The organism is Stieleria maiorica (assembly GCF_008035925.1).
Lineage (GTDB): Bacteria > Planctomycetota > Planctomycetia > Pirellulales > Pirellulaceae > Stieleria > Stieleria maiorica.
In genome coordinates, this window is record NZ_CP036264.1 from 6,639,344 (window position 1) to 6,653,357 (window position 14,014).

Annotated in this window: 12 protein-coding genes; 7 read left to right on the forward strand and 5 right to left on the reverse strand. The window is 58.9% G+C overall.

Annotation, left to right across the window (positions count from 1 at the left end):
* Positions 1 to 10 precede the first annotated feature (10 nt).
* The 6 genes from Mal15_RS22535 to Mal15_RS22560 all read left to right on the forward strand — a co-directional run bounded on the left by Mal15_RS22535 (position 11) and on the right by Mal15_RS22560 (position 4,579).
* Positions 11 to 952 (forward strand): SMI1/KNR4 family protein, encoded by a 942-nt coding sequence (locus tag Mal15_RS22535; RefSeq protein ID WP_147869829.1) that lies wholly within the window; start codon positions 11 to 13, stop codon positions 950 to 952.
* A gap of 336 nt (positions 953 to 1,288) precedes the next feature.
* Entirely contained in the window at positions 1,289 to 1,825 is a 537-nt protein-coding gene (locus Mal15_RS22540) for a DUF2267 domain-containing protein (protein ID WP_147869830.1), read from the forward strand.
* A gap of 128 nt (positions 1,826 to 1,953) precedes the next feature.
* Complete coding sequence (locus Mal15_RS22545; RefSeq protein WP_147869831.1) at positions 1,954 to 2,268, forward strand: hypothetical protein; 315 nt, start codon at positions 1,954 to 1,956, stop codon at positions 2,266 to 2,268.
* 113 nt (positions 2,269 to 2,381) lie between these two features.
* The gene (locus tag Mal15_RS22550; protein ID WP_147869832.1) at positions 2,382 to 2,861 is read left to right on the forward strand and encodes a MarR family winged helix-turn-helix transcriptional regulator; all 480 of its coding nucleotides are present in this window, start codon (positions 2,382 to 2,384) and stop codon (positions 2,859 to 2,861) included.
* A 106-nt stretch (positions 2,862 to 2,967) separates the two neighbouring features.
* On the forward strand, positions 2,968 to 3,885 hold the full coding sequence (locus Mal15_RS22555) for a pirin family protein (protein WP_147869833.1): 918 nt from the start codon (positions 2,968 to 2,970) through the stop codon (positions 3,883 to 3,885).
* 100 nt (positions 3,886 to 3,985) lie between these two features.
* The gene (locus Mal15_RS22560) at positions 3,986 to 4,579 is read left to right on the forward strand and encodes a YceI family protein (protein WP_147869834.1); all 594 of its coding nucleotides are present in this window, start codon (positions 3,986 to 3,988) and stop codon (positions 4,577 to 4,579) included.
* Positions 4,580 to 4,603: 24 nt separating this feature from the next.
* Here the strand turns inward: Mal15_RS22560 and Mal15_RS22565 are convergent, their stop codons facing one another.
* The gene (locus Mal15_RS22565; RefSeq protein ID WP_147869835.1) at positions 4,604 to 5,272 is read right to left on the reverse strand and encodes an isochorismatase family protein; all 669 of its coding nucleotides are present in this window, start codon (positions 5,270 to 5,272) and stop codon (positions 4,604 to 4,606) included.
* Between the two features lie 325 nt (positions 5,273 to 5,597).
* Positions 5,598 to 7,025, reverse strand: a complete 1,428-nt coding sequence (locus Mal15_RS22570; protein ID WP_147869836.1) for an FAD-dependent oxidoreductase — start codon at positions 7,023 to 7,025, stop codon at positions 5,598 to 5,600.
* A 134-nt stretch (positions 7,026 to 7,159) separates the two neighbouring features.
* On the opposite strand from Mal15_RS22570, the gene Mal15_RS22575 reads away from it, so the two are divergent.
* The gene (locus Mal15_RS22575; protein WP_147869837.1) at positions 7,160 to 7,591 is read left to right on the forward strand and encodes a hypothetical protein; all 432 of its coding nucleotides are present in this window, start codon (positions 7,160 to 7,162) and stop codon (positions 7,589 to 7,591) included.
* Positions 7,592 to 7,860: 269 nt separating this feature from the next.
* Here the strand turns inward: Mal15_RS22575 and Mal15_RS22580 are convergent, their stop codons facing one another.
* From Mal15_RS22580 to Mal15_RS22590, 3 genes are all read right to left on the reverse strand, one after another.
* Positions 7,861 to 9,474 carry a 2Fe-2S iron-sulfur cluster-binding protein gene (locus tag Mal15_RS22580; protein ID WP_147869838.1) on the reverse strand — a complete coding sequence of 538 codons (1,614 nt, stop codon included), beginning with the start codon at positions 9,472 to 9,474 and terminating at the stop codon, positions 7,861 to 7,863.
* 253 nt (positions 9,475 to 9,727) lie between these two features.
* On the reverse strand, positions 9,728 to 12,112 hold the full coding sequence (locus Mal15_RS22585; protein ID WP_199773714.1) for an NAD(P)H-dependent oxidoreductase subunit E: 2,385 nt from the start codon (positions 12,110 to 12,112) through the stop codon (positions 9,728 to 9,730).
* A gap of 24 nt (positions 12,113 to 12,136) precedes the next feature.
* A complete protein-coding gene (locus tag Mal15_RS22590; protein ID WP_233902965.1) occupies positions 12,137 to 13,918 on the reverse strand; it encodes an outer membrane protein assembly factor BamB family protein in 1,782 nt (593 codons plus the stop codon).
* Positions 13,919 to 14,014: the final 96 nt, after the last annotated feature.

Here is a 14,014-nt window from a genome sequence, read left to right on the forward strand (position 1 = left end):
TCGAGAACTGATGAAAAAAAAGATCCTCGAGCTATTGCCCTACCTAGGCTTGGAAACGGTTGAACCCTACGACGACGCGAGCCGACAATCCTGTTTTGGGCAACTGAAGGGCAACATTCCGAAGGACGTCGAGGCCTTCTACTCCATCACCGACGGAGGTGAGATACCATCGATCGAATGTCGGTTCTATGGCTTGGACGAGGCTTTGGAGCTTGCAGAGGAAATCAGAGAAATGCAAACTTCGCTGCCCTTGCTGCCGGTTTTTGAGGCATCTGGAGAGGCGTCCGATCCGTGCTGTGTGTTGCTAGGGGAAGGTTTGGCTGGAACGATCGTCCAGCTTTGCCATGACGTCGGCTCGCGCGTTCATGCGCCAAGCTTTCTTGATTTTTTGACAGCGATCACGGAGACCGAGGAAGGGCCGCTTGCCGCATCCGACCATAAGTTTTGCTTTCCAAAGCGTCTGACAAAGAAAGAGAAACTGATCGCATTGAAACTCCTTGACCTATCCTCGGAGCCGGTTGATCCCGATTCGCCCTGTGTGAATGCAGAATACGAACCCGAGCTTTTGATCGCTTTGGCGCAAAGCATGACAACGCCCCAAGCGATGCCCGAGTTGTTCGACCCGCTTGACCTAAAGGACGGAAGGGCCCGCCACAAAGCTGCGGTAAATCTTTACTACTGTGAGACGCCGGCGGCCAATGCGAAGCTTGAGAACTACTGCAGGGTGATGAATGACTTTGCTCGGTCACTGCGGCAAGCCCTTGCGAGCGATGGGCATAAACTCTCATTAAAGAATGCGGACGGCATTGTGCCCACGACTTGGCTGGTCTACCGAAACCGCCAAGTTCTAGTGGATGATGTTTATTCGACGGCGGCTTCGCCGAAATGCTGGGAACCGATGCGTCAATGGATTCAAGAGATGGATGAGCTGCTCGGAAAGTTCGAGGATTGACGAGATCCGATACAGCCGCCGACGTGGCTGAGTCGTCGTCGCAACGGTCGGCTGGTTTGGGAGCGGGCGGTTGAGGCGTTTTCCCTGGGCGATCTTGTTGCACAGATTGTGCCAATCCGTTTTGTGGTGACTCTGCCGGAATGATCCCCGCAGTGGCTCGCCGCTTTGCCTTGCCGTGCGGTCGTGCACACCGGGATACTCGGTAGGTGCGACAGCGACGCGCTTTGTAAAATCCGATACGATGAACGGTGTGGGGGCTTCCTTTCGGGATTGCTTCGGCCCGCAACTTGCATTGTCGGTTTGGTGATCCCCAGCACTTTCAAGGAGCACTGAATCATGGCTGGCAAAGTCGTCTATCAGAACGTGCACGGTATCGAGGAGTGTTTCATCATCGCCGACGATGAACCCGGCGATCAATCTGGCAGTTCCAAGGCGTTACACCGTCCGCACAAGAACGTTCCCGCACTCGCCGCGACGGTTCAAAAGACGAAGCATTGGATCAAAGCATTGATGCGGGAATTGCAATGGGAGGATGCACGCAAGGCGTATCACGGTCTGTGCGTGGTGTTGCACGTGCTGCGCGACCGCTTGACCATCCACGAGACCGCTGATTTGGCCTCCGAGTTGCCGATGCTGCTGCGCGGGATGTTCTACGAAGGCTGGCAACCGGACCATGTTCCTGTCAAGGATCGCTCCAAAGCCGCGTTTTTGACGCATGTTTCCGAAGGCTTTCCGAACGATCCCGAGGTGGATGCGGAGCGGTTGACACGCGCCGTGCTGAGCGTCCTGGCCCGCCGCGTCAGCGAAGGAGAGATCAACGACATCCGAGCGGTCATCCCCGAGTCGCTGCGCGAACTGTTTCCTAAACGTTGATGTTGATTGTGGGAATGTTGTTCAATCCTCGGAAGGCCGACCATCGGTTTGTTATCATGAAAAGGTGCGTGGCGGCGCCAACCGTCGAGTGATTGTTCGGCCGATCTCCTCTCCCCAAGGAAGTGACGATGCCACACTCAACGCAACAGAAGGTGATCGAGTTCATGGGCGGTCCGTTGGACGGGCATCGCGAACCGCTGGCGGTCACCGTGGAACAACTGCCCAAGCAGATCGTCTGTTACATCAGCGCGAACGTCTTTCGCCAGCTTGACGGCAGGCAGAACGAATACGAAAGCTCGGTCACCAGCTTGGTGATCTATCAGCGCGAGAATCAACAGCAGACGTGGAACTACGCATTCGCAGGCTCGTTTGCTCCCCACGAACGCTCCTCGGAGTCCTCCGACCGGCATCGCACGACAAGGCAGAATGACAAGTCGGCCTGATCGCACCCCGCTTCTCTCTGGGCTTCTCTCTGGGCCTCTCTCTGGGCCTCTCTCTGGGCCTCGCGCACACTGGCGGGCTTGACAAAGTGTCTGTTGCAACATATATCTAGGGCATGGAACCGAATAAGGCAAAATCGTTGGCGGACGAGATCGGCAAACGCGGTCCGTTTGCCAGTTTGCAGCAGGAGACGTACCTGAACCTGTTGCGGACGTCGACGCAATTGCACCGTGCGTTCGTTCAGCTGTTTGAATCGGTCGGGATTTCCGATTCCCAGTACAACGTGCTGCGAATCCTGCAGGGAACAGGCAAGCCGATGCAGATTTACCAGATCGGCCAACACATGATCACGCCCCAGGCGGACATCTCGCGTCTGATCGATCGTTTGGCCAAAGCAGAACTGGTCAAACGAGCACGCTGCGACGAAGACCGCCGGGTGGTCTGGATCCAGTTGGCTCCGAAAGGGCGCGCGGCACTGAAAAAACTGGCCAAACCGCTGGAGAAACTGCATCAGACGCAATTTCGGCACCTTTCCGATCAGGATCTGGCGACGTTGAACGAGTTGTTGTTTCGCGCCCGGCAGAGCGAGCCTTGAGGAGTTTTTTTTGCTGGATATCTGTTGCAACATGCATTTGCCTTCTCGCAGACGCCGCGCTATAAATCAATTTCCCTCTCCCCTCTCTGAAAAGGAGAAAGCTTCGATGACCAATCCAACGACCAACGTGCGACAACCCAAACGCATCACCACGTCGCGACCGCTGGTGGAGGGTGCCGGTGTTCATCTGCATCGCGGGTTCGGTTTCGGCGAAACAGAACCGTTTGACCCTTTCCTGCTATTCGATGACTTTCGCAACGAAGACCCCGAGCGGTACGTCAACGGGTTCCCCTGGCATCCGCATCGCGGGATCGAGACGATCACGTATGTCTTGGCCGGAACGGTCGACCACGCCGACAGCTTGGGCAACAGCGGACAGCTGGCGACGGGCGATATCCAGTGGATGACGGCCGGCAGCGGGATCATGCATCAAGAAATGCCGCACGGGGACGCCGAAGGTCGGATGCACGGGTTTCAACTGTGGGCCAATCTTCCGGCCAAGCACAAGATGACCAAGCCACGCTATCAAGACATCAGCGCCAAGGATGTCCCGGTGGTGGTGGAGGACGACGGCACGAGTGTGCGAGTGCTGTGCGGAGATTTTTGGGGCAAACGCGGTCCGGTCGAAGGTGTCGCTGCCGATCCCCGCTACCTGGACATCAGTTTGCCCCCGAACACGACGCGATCGATTCCGATCGAAACGACGCGCCATGCGTTCGCGTACGTGTTTGCCGGATCGGTGCGGTTCAAAGACGCGTCGGATCCGCGTGACGTGCGGGTCGAAGACCCGATGAACCACGGCCAATCGTTAGCCGAGTTTGCGGGAAATCGTTCGCTGGTGTTGTTCGACCAAGGCGATTCGATTCGCGTGCAGTCGGGCGAGGAAGGCGGCAGGTTCTTGCTGGTTTCCGGCGAACCGATCAAGGAGCCGGTCGCCTGGCGCGGCCCGATCGTGATGAACACGCAAGAGGAAATCCAGCAGGCGTGGCGTGAACTGAAAGAAGGATCTTTCATCAAGTCATGACCCTCCGAGGATCGGTGTGGAAGCTTCCGCACCGATTTTTTTCTTTCACCAGCCTTTCCGAATTTGCTTCCTTTCAACCTGAATTCCACGGAGACGACCGATGAAATTCTTCGCGACCCTGATGACCGTTTCAGTGCTCAGCTTGGCCGTTCAGCAACCGAGTGTCTTGGGACAATCGCCGGCGGCGGCAGCGCCAACGACCTACAAGATCGACAATGACCACACCAGCGTCCAGTTCAAGATCTCGCACCTGGGGATCAGCTGGGTTCACGGCCGATTCAATGAAACGTCGGGCAAGTTCACGATGGACGCCGATCAGGTGATGACGTCGATTGAGCTGACGATGCAAGTGAAAAGCGTCGACACCAAGAACGAGAAACGAGACGCCCATTTGCGTTCGCCGGATTTCTTTGACGCCGAACGGTTTCCCGAAATCACCTTCGAAAGCACCGCGATCAAGCCGTCCGACAAGGGGCTGGACGTGACCGGAATCGTCACGCTTCACGGCCAAACCCGCCCGCTTTCGTTTGTGCTGGTCGGGGGTGACAAGGCTGAATTCCCCGAAGGCGTTCATCGCACCGGGTACACGACGGCCTTCACGCTCAAGCGGAGCGATTTCGGGATGAAAACAATGCTCGGCCCCGTCGGGGATGAAGTCCGCGCCGAAGTCAGCTTTGAAGGCATCCGGCAGTAAGCAAGCGAGTCGCCGTCGTCGCGGCTACTGGTACTTGTCCAGATTCGTTTCGGGGCCGTCTTCGACGACCTTTTGGGCTTTCTGGAAACTTTCGATCAGGCACTTGTACTCCGGGCAGACGTGATCGGCCAGGATTTGTGCGAACCGCGAGCCTTCGGCGCGATTCCAGGTTCGCATCAATTCGGCCACCATGGCGAAGGTGTCCGTCGGGATCGCTCCGGCCTGTGCCACGCGGGCGATCGTGGTGTCGGTCGCCATTTTGCTCCAGTTACCCGATGCGTCCACGACGCAATAGACCTTGTAGCCGGCTTGCACGGCGCTGACGGCTGGGAATGCCATGCAAACGCTGGTCAAGGTTCCAGCGATGATCAACGTCTTGCGTCCCGTTTTTTCAATCGCTTCGACAAACGGTGGGTTGTCCCAGGCGTTGATCTGGCCGGTGCGAGGAACGTATTGGGCGTGCGGGGCGTACTGGTCGATCTCGGGGATCAACGGCCCGTTCGGTCCGTCCGGCACCGAGGCGGTGGTGATGACGGGGATGTTCAGCAACGTCGCCGTCTTTGCCAACGCGATCACGTAGTTGCGGAGATCGGGAATGGGCACGTCCCGTACCGTGTTGAACAGCCCGCTCTGATGGTCGATCAGCAGCATCACGGTGTCTTCGGGGTCGAGCAGTCCATTGAATTCAGCCATGATCGTTTTCCGGATTGAAAGCACAAAAGCAGCGGTCGATTGAATCCATCGACTCGATGGATCGGACGCTGCGTGTGCCTTGCTTTTAGAGCAGCTGAATCACGGATTCAAGTATGCAACAAGTTGACAGCTGTTGTTATGACGTCGAGCGATCAGTGCAGGACTGGCTAACACCTAGCTGGCCAGCGCCACTTTAACGTAGCGACGTTGGGTGCGAGCGTGGAAAACCCCGTGGACCCACCTTCTGGCGAAGGTAGCTACGTTTGACCTGCGATTCACGATGTTTGTTGTGTAAAGTGGCGCTGTCCAGCTAGACACTAACGGTTTACGTGTTTTCTTTACGGATCGCTTGGACGGTTTGGTCGACGTCGCGGTACTGGACGGCATGCGGGGCGGTCTGTGACTTGCTGGCGGTGGCGGCGGCGACGCCGGCGTATTCGCCCATCGCGACCGCGTTGCCGGTCACCCGGTAACTCGAGTGCGCGATAAAGTCGCCGCTGATGCATCGTCCCGCCATCATCAAATTGTCCACCCCGGCGGCGACGAGCGCTCCCATCGGGATGTCAAACGGCTTGGCTTTGATCCCGCGATTTCCATAGCCGCCGTCGGCCTTCTTGAGCGCATGAATGTCGACGCAAAACCCGGACGTGCAGACGCTTTGGGGATCCTTTCGTCCCGCGACGACGTCGTCTTGCGTCACGCGGCTGCGGCCCTGGATCCGTCGTCCGTCACGAACGCCGATCTGTTCGCCGGTGGCGACCAAACGCAGGTCTTTCCATTCCGGCAGCGTCTGCAATCCCCTGACGATCTGGTTCAATTCGTTCCGCGCCCGAAACGTGGCTTCGGTGATCGCGGCTGCATCATCGGGGCGGACGCCATATTCGTGGTTCATCATCACCGAGGCGATCGATCCGCCCATGTGAAACACGGTCGGCTTGGTGTAGCTCGGTTTGTAGCCGCCGCGTTCGATTTCGGCTCGGAAGCGATCTTTGTGTTTTCCGTCGCTGCTGCCGGCACGCGTGTACTGGTGCAGCAATTCGGGCGGCGCCGAGATCACACCCATCAACGACATCGGTTGGCAGGGACAGTTGTCTGCTCCCGCGCTATCACCAATTTCAAACTCACAACCGGCCAGCGCCCCGACGTCTCCGTCGCCCGTCGCGTCAATGACCACATCGGCCATCCAGGCCTGTCGGCCCGATTTGGATTCGGTCATCACACCCCGAATCCGATTGTTTTGGTCGAGATCCACCGCGACGACACGGGTGTGAAGCTGGACGCCGATGCGAAGTTCGCTGACGAGCGTTTCCAACACCCACTTCATCGTTTCCACGTCGTACATGTACGACAGCCACGTCCGCGGCCTCAGCGGGACGTGCCCGTACTGGTTGTTCGCCTGGTCCAGACGCCGGATCAGTTCTTTGTTGAACCCCGGTTTGTCGGAATCGATGACGTATGACAGCATGCCGCTGGTCCAGACCCCGCCCAGACATCCGTGACATTCCAACAGTTGCACCGACGCACCGGCTCGGGCGGCCGCGATCGCCGCGCTGACCCCGGCCGGACCGCCGCCACAGACCAGCACGTCGCTGCGGCCGGCGATCGGCGTTTGGCGTTGTGATTCGGTGATGGAATTGGGGGCGTGTCCCGATCCCGGCTCTTTCGAATCGGCTGCCGCCGACACCGCGAGTGTGTTCGCCGATCCGAGGACCGCCGCGGTTCCGAAAAGCATCTCACGTCGCTGTAGGGGCATGGTGTTCTCCCGCAGGTCTTTCTGCAATCCGTTTGGTTGATCCGCAATTGTAGCTGGCCGTGGTGTCGTCGGTGGACGCCGGTGTAAAATGCTCGGCAGCAATTCTTCCGCATCAGAGCTTCTCGAATCAGCGAATGAACCGTCGCAGACCCACTGTCGTGCTCGGCAAATTGCTGTCTGTGTTGCCACCGGTCTTGCTGGCCTTGTTACCCCGGTTGGGCTGTCCGTGTCAGTACCCCGCTTATGCAGGCTTGCTCGGTTGGTTGGGGCTGGCGTTTTTGATGCAGACCAAGTACTTGCTTCCAATCACGGCGGCGTGTTTAACATTTGCCGTCGGCGGGCTGGCGGTCGGTGCCGAGCGGCGCCATGGTTACCTGCCGTTCGGCGTCGGGTTGTTGGCGGCCATCGGGTTGATCGTCGGCAAGTTTGTGATCGCGTTTGATCCGATGGTCTATGGGGCGATCGCAGTGCTGTTGGCCGCCTCGGTTTGGAACGCGTGGCCGAGCAAAAAACGATCCAAATTGCGGATTGACGCTGATGGTCATGTGACGGAGGGTGACCACTGAGTCGTTGGGGAGATCGGGTAAGAAGATTTTGGAGGTAAGAAGAAGATGAAATGCATCAGCCCGCGGAGATAGATAATTTTCCTACCCTAAGAATCTTCCTACCATTCCGCTCAGCGACGGTGCTCGTTCAAGTCGGTGGAAACGAGAGCGCGGTTGGCAGAATGATACGGGGCAGAATGATGGTGGGGCGGGTCGGCTGGCGACAAACCGTTGCTCTCACGGTCAACGTAAGAGGCAGGAAACTGACAGGCTGGAAGCCTATCCCACGACTATTTCGCTTTGATGCGGCCGGGCATCTCGATTTGTGTCAGTTCCGGTGGACGACGGCTGGGGGCGAATGACAAGGCGGCGGTGGGGCAGGCGTCGACGCACTCTTCGGCCACTTTGGTTAATGCTTCATCAAGCTGACCTCCAAACGGTACGCTCAGCAAAACATCAAAACCGCGACCGACGAAGGACAGTCCCAACGGTTCTTGCGCCCGCTCGGCGATCTTGATGCACAGTTCGCACTTGATGCACTTGCCCGGTTCGAACAACACCGACGAGGCACGTCCAACGACTTCGTAGGGCCGACGCACGCGGGGAAAACGGTTCGGATTGGCGCCGTAAAACTCCGACCAGCGTTCCAGTTTGCACTTGTTGTGCGCCACACACCCACAGCCCAGGCAGCGCTGGGATTGTTCGGTCGCATCACAGGAAACGTAATCCGAGCCGGTCGCCGGTACAGAACGCGGGGCGGGGACGGAGTTGGCCAGAAACTGGTCGATCTCGCCTGATTCCAGACGACCGATGCGTGAGGCAAAGTCGTGCCCCAGGCCGAGTTTCTTGCAGCCGGCGAGGAATTGGTTGATGATCGTTGCGGCTTCTTTCCCGTCGGCCGTGCTCCGCACCACCATCCCCTTGCCACGCAACGCGTTGCCGACGGCGAACACGCCTCGGCGGTTGGTCGCGTAGGTTTCCGAGTCGACGTCGATGCCCTTGCGGCTGGCTTTGATTCCCAATTGTTCGACTCGTGCCGGCGTGGTCTGGCCGATCGCCAACAGCACCGCGTCAAACTCATCACACAACGCATCGAGTTGCTCTTTCGTGGTGATCGCTGCTTGCAAACGAACGTCAACGCCCAGTCGGATGATTTGGTTGATTTCCGCATCCAAGATGTTGCGTGGCAAACTCTGTTCATCTTCTTCGCTGCGGAGTCGGCCGCCCAGTGCATCGTTTCGCTCGATCAACGTGCAGGCGTGTCCGGAACGGCGCAGGTAAAACACGCCGGCCAGGCCGGAGGGGCCGGCACCGACAATGGCCACGCGTTTTCCCGTGTCCGGCATGCAGGGAGGCAGATAGGGATCGTCGCTGGCCAAATCGACATCCGCCACGTAGCGTTTCAGATCACAGATCGCCACGGGGCCGTCGGCGGTCTTGCGTCGACAACCCTTTTCACACGGCTTGGGGCAGACGCGGCCGAGGACCGCCGGCAAGGCGATGTCCGCTTTGATGGTGACGATGGCATCACGCAAGTTTTCATGGCTGATCTGGTCCAACATCAGCGGGATATCCATGTGTGCCGGGCAGGCAAAGTCACACGGGGCACGACAGTCACCGACGTGTTCGCTGAGCAGCAACTCCAGCGCCGTCCGTCGCAAGTCGCGAATCTCTTCACTCTCGTTTTCGATCTCCATCCCTTCGACGACCTTGGTCCCACAGGCCGAGATCAATCGGCCGGACCGGCGATCCTTAACCGTGCAGACCTGGCACGAGTTGGAGGGCTCGTAGCCTTTGAGATGACACAGCGTCGGGATTTCAACGCCCACGAGCGCGGCGGCATCGACGAGGTTCGATCCCGGCGGGACGTCGATTTCGCGATCATCGATTTTGATGTTCACCACGGCGGGGGACCTCGTTCTGGATTCGACGTTCAAACGTGATGGCACGGGCATACGTGTTGGTGTCCAGGCTTTAGCTCAATACCGCTAAGTCAAGCGTCGTTCTCTTTCGGCAGGGGCCCGTAGGCTCGCGCCAAACGGCTGATCATCGTTTGACATCAGCCGGTTCGCGCCAGCGTCCGGGCCTTAACTTAGCGGTATTGGGCTTTAGCTGCCCACTCTCGCTGCATCGCAGCGACCGGGAATCGCCTCAAGGCTAAACACCAACGTTGTTTGGTTCGGAAGTGATGTAAACGGCGTGTTCGGGACAGACCTGGTAGCAACTGTCACAGCGTGTGCAGCGATCCAGATCGATGGTGTGTCGGTAATAGGGAGTCATCGGGATGGCATCGACGGGGCAGTGTTGGGCACAAAGTGTGCATCCGATGCACCTGTCGTTGATGCGGTAGTCGATCAGATCGATGCATTTTCCGGCGGGGCAGTAGCCGTTGATGTGGGCTTCGTATTCGTCGCGAAAGTACTTCAACGTGGACAGGATCGGGTTGGGAGCCGTCTTGCCGAGACCGCAGAGGCTGCCGGCGCAGACCGATTTGGAGAGGATTTCGAGCTGTTCCAGGTCGCCTCGCTTGCCTGCCCCGGTGCACAGCCGGTCCAGGATGTCCAGCAAACGTCGGGTGCCGACACGACAGAACGTACACTTGCCGCAGGATTGGTCTTGGGTGAACTTCAGGAAGTAACGCGCGATGTCGACCATGCAGTCCTTGTCATCCAGGACCACCAGCCCGCCGCTTCCCATGATCGACCCGACCGCCGACAACGATTCATAATCGATTTGCGTGTCGGCAAGTTCCGCGGGGACACAGCCGCCGGAGGGCCCGCCGATCTGGACGGCTTTGAAGGTTCGACCGGGCTCCACGCCGCCCCCGATGTCCTGGACGATCTGACGGATGGTGATTCCCATCGGGACTTCGATCAGACCACCGTTGCGGACCTTGCCGGCCAGCGCAAACGCTTTGGTTCCCTTGCTGGTCTTCGTTCCCAGCTTGGCCAGCTCTTTGCCGCCGTGTCGCAGGATCCAGGGGATCGTGGCGTAGGTTTCGACGTTGTTGATCAGCGTCGGTTTTTCCCACAGTCCGCTTTCGGCCGGGAACGGCGGTCGAATCCGCGGCGTCCCCCGTCCGCCTTCGATCGAGTGAATCAGCGCCGTCTCCTCGCCGCAAATGTAGGCGCCGGCCCCTTCGCGAATCTGAAGCTTCAAGCTGAAATCGGTTCCCATCACCGAGTCGCCCAGGATGCCTCCCCGTTGGCAGATGTCGATCGCGCCACGAATCCGCTCGACCGCCAACGGGTATTCGGCACGCACGTAAAAGATCCCCTGGTGGGCATCGACGGTGCGTGCGGCGATGGCCATGCCCTCAATCACGCGAAACGGAATCGATTCCAACAGCACTTTATCCATGAACGCACCGGGATCGCCCTCGTCGCCGTTACAGATGACGTACTTGGTCGGGCTGTCTTGGGCGCGAACGGTGCGCCACTTGGCATGCGTGGGGAAACCGGCACCGCCACGTCCACGCAGCCCACTGGATTCGACCTCATCCAGGATTTGATCGGGCTGGAGCTGTGTCAGACACTTCTTCAACGATTCGAATCCGCCGTGGCGAATGTACTCGTCCAAATCCAGTGGGTCGATCGCATCCAGCAAATCCAACGTCAGATGCTTTTGGGGACCGATGAACGCGTCGATCACGCCGTCCCGCGCCCCTTGATGCTTTTGCAAGACGTCCTGGTCTTCATCGGACTGCAGCCAATCAAGCATCCGCGACGCGGCGTATCGAATCGGCTTGGAGATGCCTTTGGGCCGAATGTGCTTCAAGACGATCTTTCGCGCCATGTCGGGATTGACGTTGGTGTAGGTCTGTGACGCGCCGTCGGGCGAGACCAGTTCCACCAGCGGGACTTTGCTGCAAATCCCGGTGCAGCCGATTTGTTTGACATACGCGTCGCCGCCGGATTCATCGATCGCATCGCACAGTGCTTCGTGCACCTTGTCGCTTCCCAGTGCCAGGCAACAGGACCCCAGGCCGACGCGAACTTCGGTGGTCCTGGGACCTCGCGGCTGTGAAATCGGGCGGTGGACGGCGGAGAGTTTGACGAAATCGGCTTCGTCGTATTCCTGCAACATCTGTGGTGTCGTTTGAGAACTGACGTGACCAAAAATCGCGTCGTCGATTTGCACGACCGGGCCGAGCGTGCAGCACCCCAGACACGCCACCTTTTGGACCGTGAACTCGCCTTCGGGATCGGTGTCTTCGTGAGCAGCCAGTCGAAGCTCGTGACGGATCGCATCATCGACCAGATCGGCGCCTTTGACATGACAAGCCGTTCCGGTGCAGACGCTGATCATGTGGCGTCCGACGGGGCGATGTCGAAAGTGGTCGTAGAACGACGCCACGCCGGTGATCGATGCCGGTGTGATTTCGGTCAATTCACAAACCCGTCGCAGCGCCTCCTGGGGCAGATAGCGATATTCCCTCTGCACCGCGTGCAGGATGGGGATGACGGCATCGGGCGTGCGGCCTTCCCGTTGGACAATTCGGTCGACGGGCGACAAGTCGATCATGTTGGTCGTGGTGATCATTCGGCATCAGGTCCGAAACTTGTGTCACTGGTTCTCATCATCAGCGCTCCCGATGCAGAACAAATGCTCGCTTCCCCGAATCAGAATCCGTCCATCGGCGAAGGCGGGGCAGGTCACGCAGTCTTCGCCCAGTTGCGCCTTCGAGATCTGATTGCACGCATCACGGGTCGGCTGCACGATCCATGCCGTCCCGTCCCGGCCGAACAGATAAACGTGATCGCCGACCAAGCTGGGGGAGGAGAGGAAATCGGCTCCAAAGTCTTCTTCCCACAACGGTTCACCGCCTTCCTGTTTGTCGAAACAGAACAGCGTGCCGTAGGACGCCAGCGTCAACAAAAAATCATCGGTGACCAAAGGGCTGCAGGTATCCGGAAGTCCGTAGTCGGCGGTCCAGACGACGTGGGTGTCCGTCACGTCACCGGATCCGCCCGCGCGAATTGCGGCATAGATCGCGGTGTCGTTGCCGGCATAGACGATTCCGTCGGAGTACACCGGTGATGGGCCGACTTCGACTCGCTCGAGACATTTGGCACGCCACAGTTCCGTCCCATCGCTGGGCGAATATGCGATCACCCAGGGATCGCAGCAGGTGATGATTTGGTGTTGACCGTCGTGCTCGATCACGATCGGTGACGACCACGACGCCGGGGTTTGGCGAGTCGTTTCCCAGATCGGCTGGCCCGTTGCTCCGTCAAACGACATCAGTTTTGAAAGCTCGTCGTCGCCGGATCCTTGGTAGAATTGAACGATCACCGCACCCTGGAACGTCGCCAACGACGACGCGTGGCCGTAATTGTTTCGTTGCGGCACACCCAACGAACGCGTCCAACGTTCCCGGCCGGAATAATCCAATGCGACCAGCAACCCGTCGGCGAACATCGCAAACACAAACCGCCCGTCGGTCGCCATCGTCGGCGCCGCGTAACCGGTGTCCTCGGAGACCTTGATCTTCTGGCCGGCGATGGACGGGGCGACTTGGAATTCCTTGCTCCAAAGGATTTCGCCGGTGTTCAAGTCAAAACAAAAAACGCCACGGACCGCTTCGCTCGCGCCGGAAAGAAACACGCGGTCATTCCACACGATCGGTGAATTCGCACCGGGTAGCGGCAGCGGTGTTTTCCACACGATTCCTTCACCGGACTGGCCGTCCCATTGCGTCGGAGCGTCTTGGAAATGCGAGACGCCGGACCCGCTGGGGCCACGAAAGCTGGGCCAATTCGCCTGCACGACTTCGACGCTTGGCAATTCCGGCAGCACCGGCTCGATTCTTGTCGGTGCAACGGGAGGTGTTGCGTCACCGACCGAAGCTTGATCGGATGCCAAATCATCCAAGGTGGCCGGCAACACACTCGGGTGATTCGCTTTCATTGCCCAGGTGGTGCCGACCAGGGCCAGCATCACCACGGCCACCGCCCACGGTCCGCGGTGGCTCAACCGTTCGTCCGAGTCGGGACCGGGCAGTTTCGGTTCGGGGCGGGGGAGTCGTCGATGCAGCGTGGCGGCCCATTTGCTGAAGACAAGCGTGACGACAATTCCGCCCAGCAGCAGGTACGCCCCTCGTTCGGTAAAACGCTGTTCACGGAAATACTCTTGCCGCAGCGCAAGATCGAGGTCCTGGATCAGTTGACGCAGTTGATCGTTGTCGGGTTGTTCCAAGTACTGCTGCCGAAGCTCGATGAAGGCGGTCTCCTCCAGCGGAAACTTGTTCAATCGGTTCGCGCCATCGATCACCAGGATTCCACCGACAAGCGTTGAAAACACCGCGGCCACGATCGCGGAGAGCAGGATGGATCGTTGGCTGAGCATGCGGCGTTGGAATTCGGTCTGCCTTTGCGTCTCATCTGTCATTGAACGGCGGACGTTCCACGCTCTGGCGAGCGTGGCTACGACACCTGTGTTGCG

What these genes read in the sequence shown, in the direction of transcription:
- Mal15_RS22545 (WP_147869831.1), top strand. Translation starts at nt 1,954, where the DNA reads ATGCCACACTCAACGCAACAGAAGGTGATCGAGTTCATGGGCGGTCCG.
- Mal15_RS22560 (WP_147869834.1), top strand. Translation starts at nt 3,986, where the DNA reads ATGAAATTCTTCGCGACCCTGATGACCGTTTCAGTGCTCAGCTTGGCC.
- Mal15_RS22570 (WP_147869836.1), bottom strand. Translation starts at nt 7,025, where the DNA reads ATGCCCCTACAGCGACGTGAGATGCTTTTCGGAACCGCGGCGGTCCTC.
- Mal15_RS22590 (WP_233902965.1), bottom strand. Translation starts at nt 13,918, where the DNA reads ATGCTCAGCCAACGATCCATCCTGCTCTCCGCGATCGTGGCCGCGGTG.
- Mal15_RS22555 (WP_147869833.1), top strand. Translation starts at nt 2,968, where the DNA reads ATGACCAATCCAACGACCAACGTGCGACAACCCAAACGCATCACCACG.
- Mal15_RS22550 (WP_147869832.1), top strand. Translation starts at nt 2,382, where the DNA reads ATGGAACCGAATAAGGCAAAATCGTTGGCGGACGAGATCGGCAAACGC.
- Mal15_RS22565 (WP_147869835.1), bottom strand. Translation starts at nt 5,272, where the DNA reads ATGGCTGAATTCAATGGACTGCTCGACCCCGAAGACACCGTGATGCTG.
- Mal15_RS22540 (WP_147869830.1), top strand. Translation starts at nt 1,289, where the DNA reads ATGGCTGGCAAAGTCGTCTATCAGAACGTGCACGGTATCGAGGAGTGT.
- Mal15_RS22575 (WP_147869837.1), top strand. Translation starts at nt 7,160, where the DNA reads ATGAACCGTCGCAGACCCACTGTCGTGCTCGGCAAATTGCTGTCTGTG.
- Mal15_RS22535 (WP_147869829.1), top strand. Translation starts at nt 11, where the DNA reads ATGAAAAAAAAGATCCTCGAGCTATTGCCCTACCTAGGCTTGGAAACG.
- Mal15_RS22585 (WP_199773714.1), bottom strand. Translation starts at nt 12,112, where the DNA reads ATGATCACCACGACCAACATGATCGACTTGTCGCCCGTCGACCGAATT.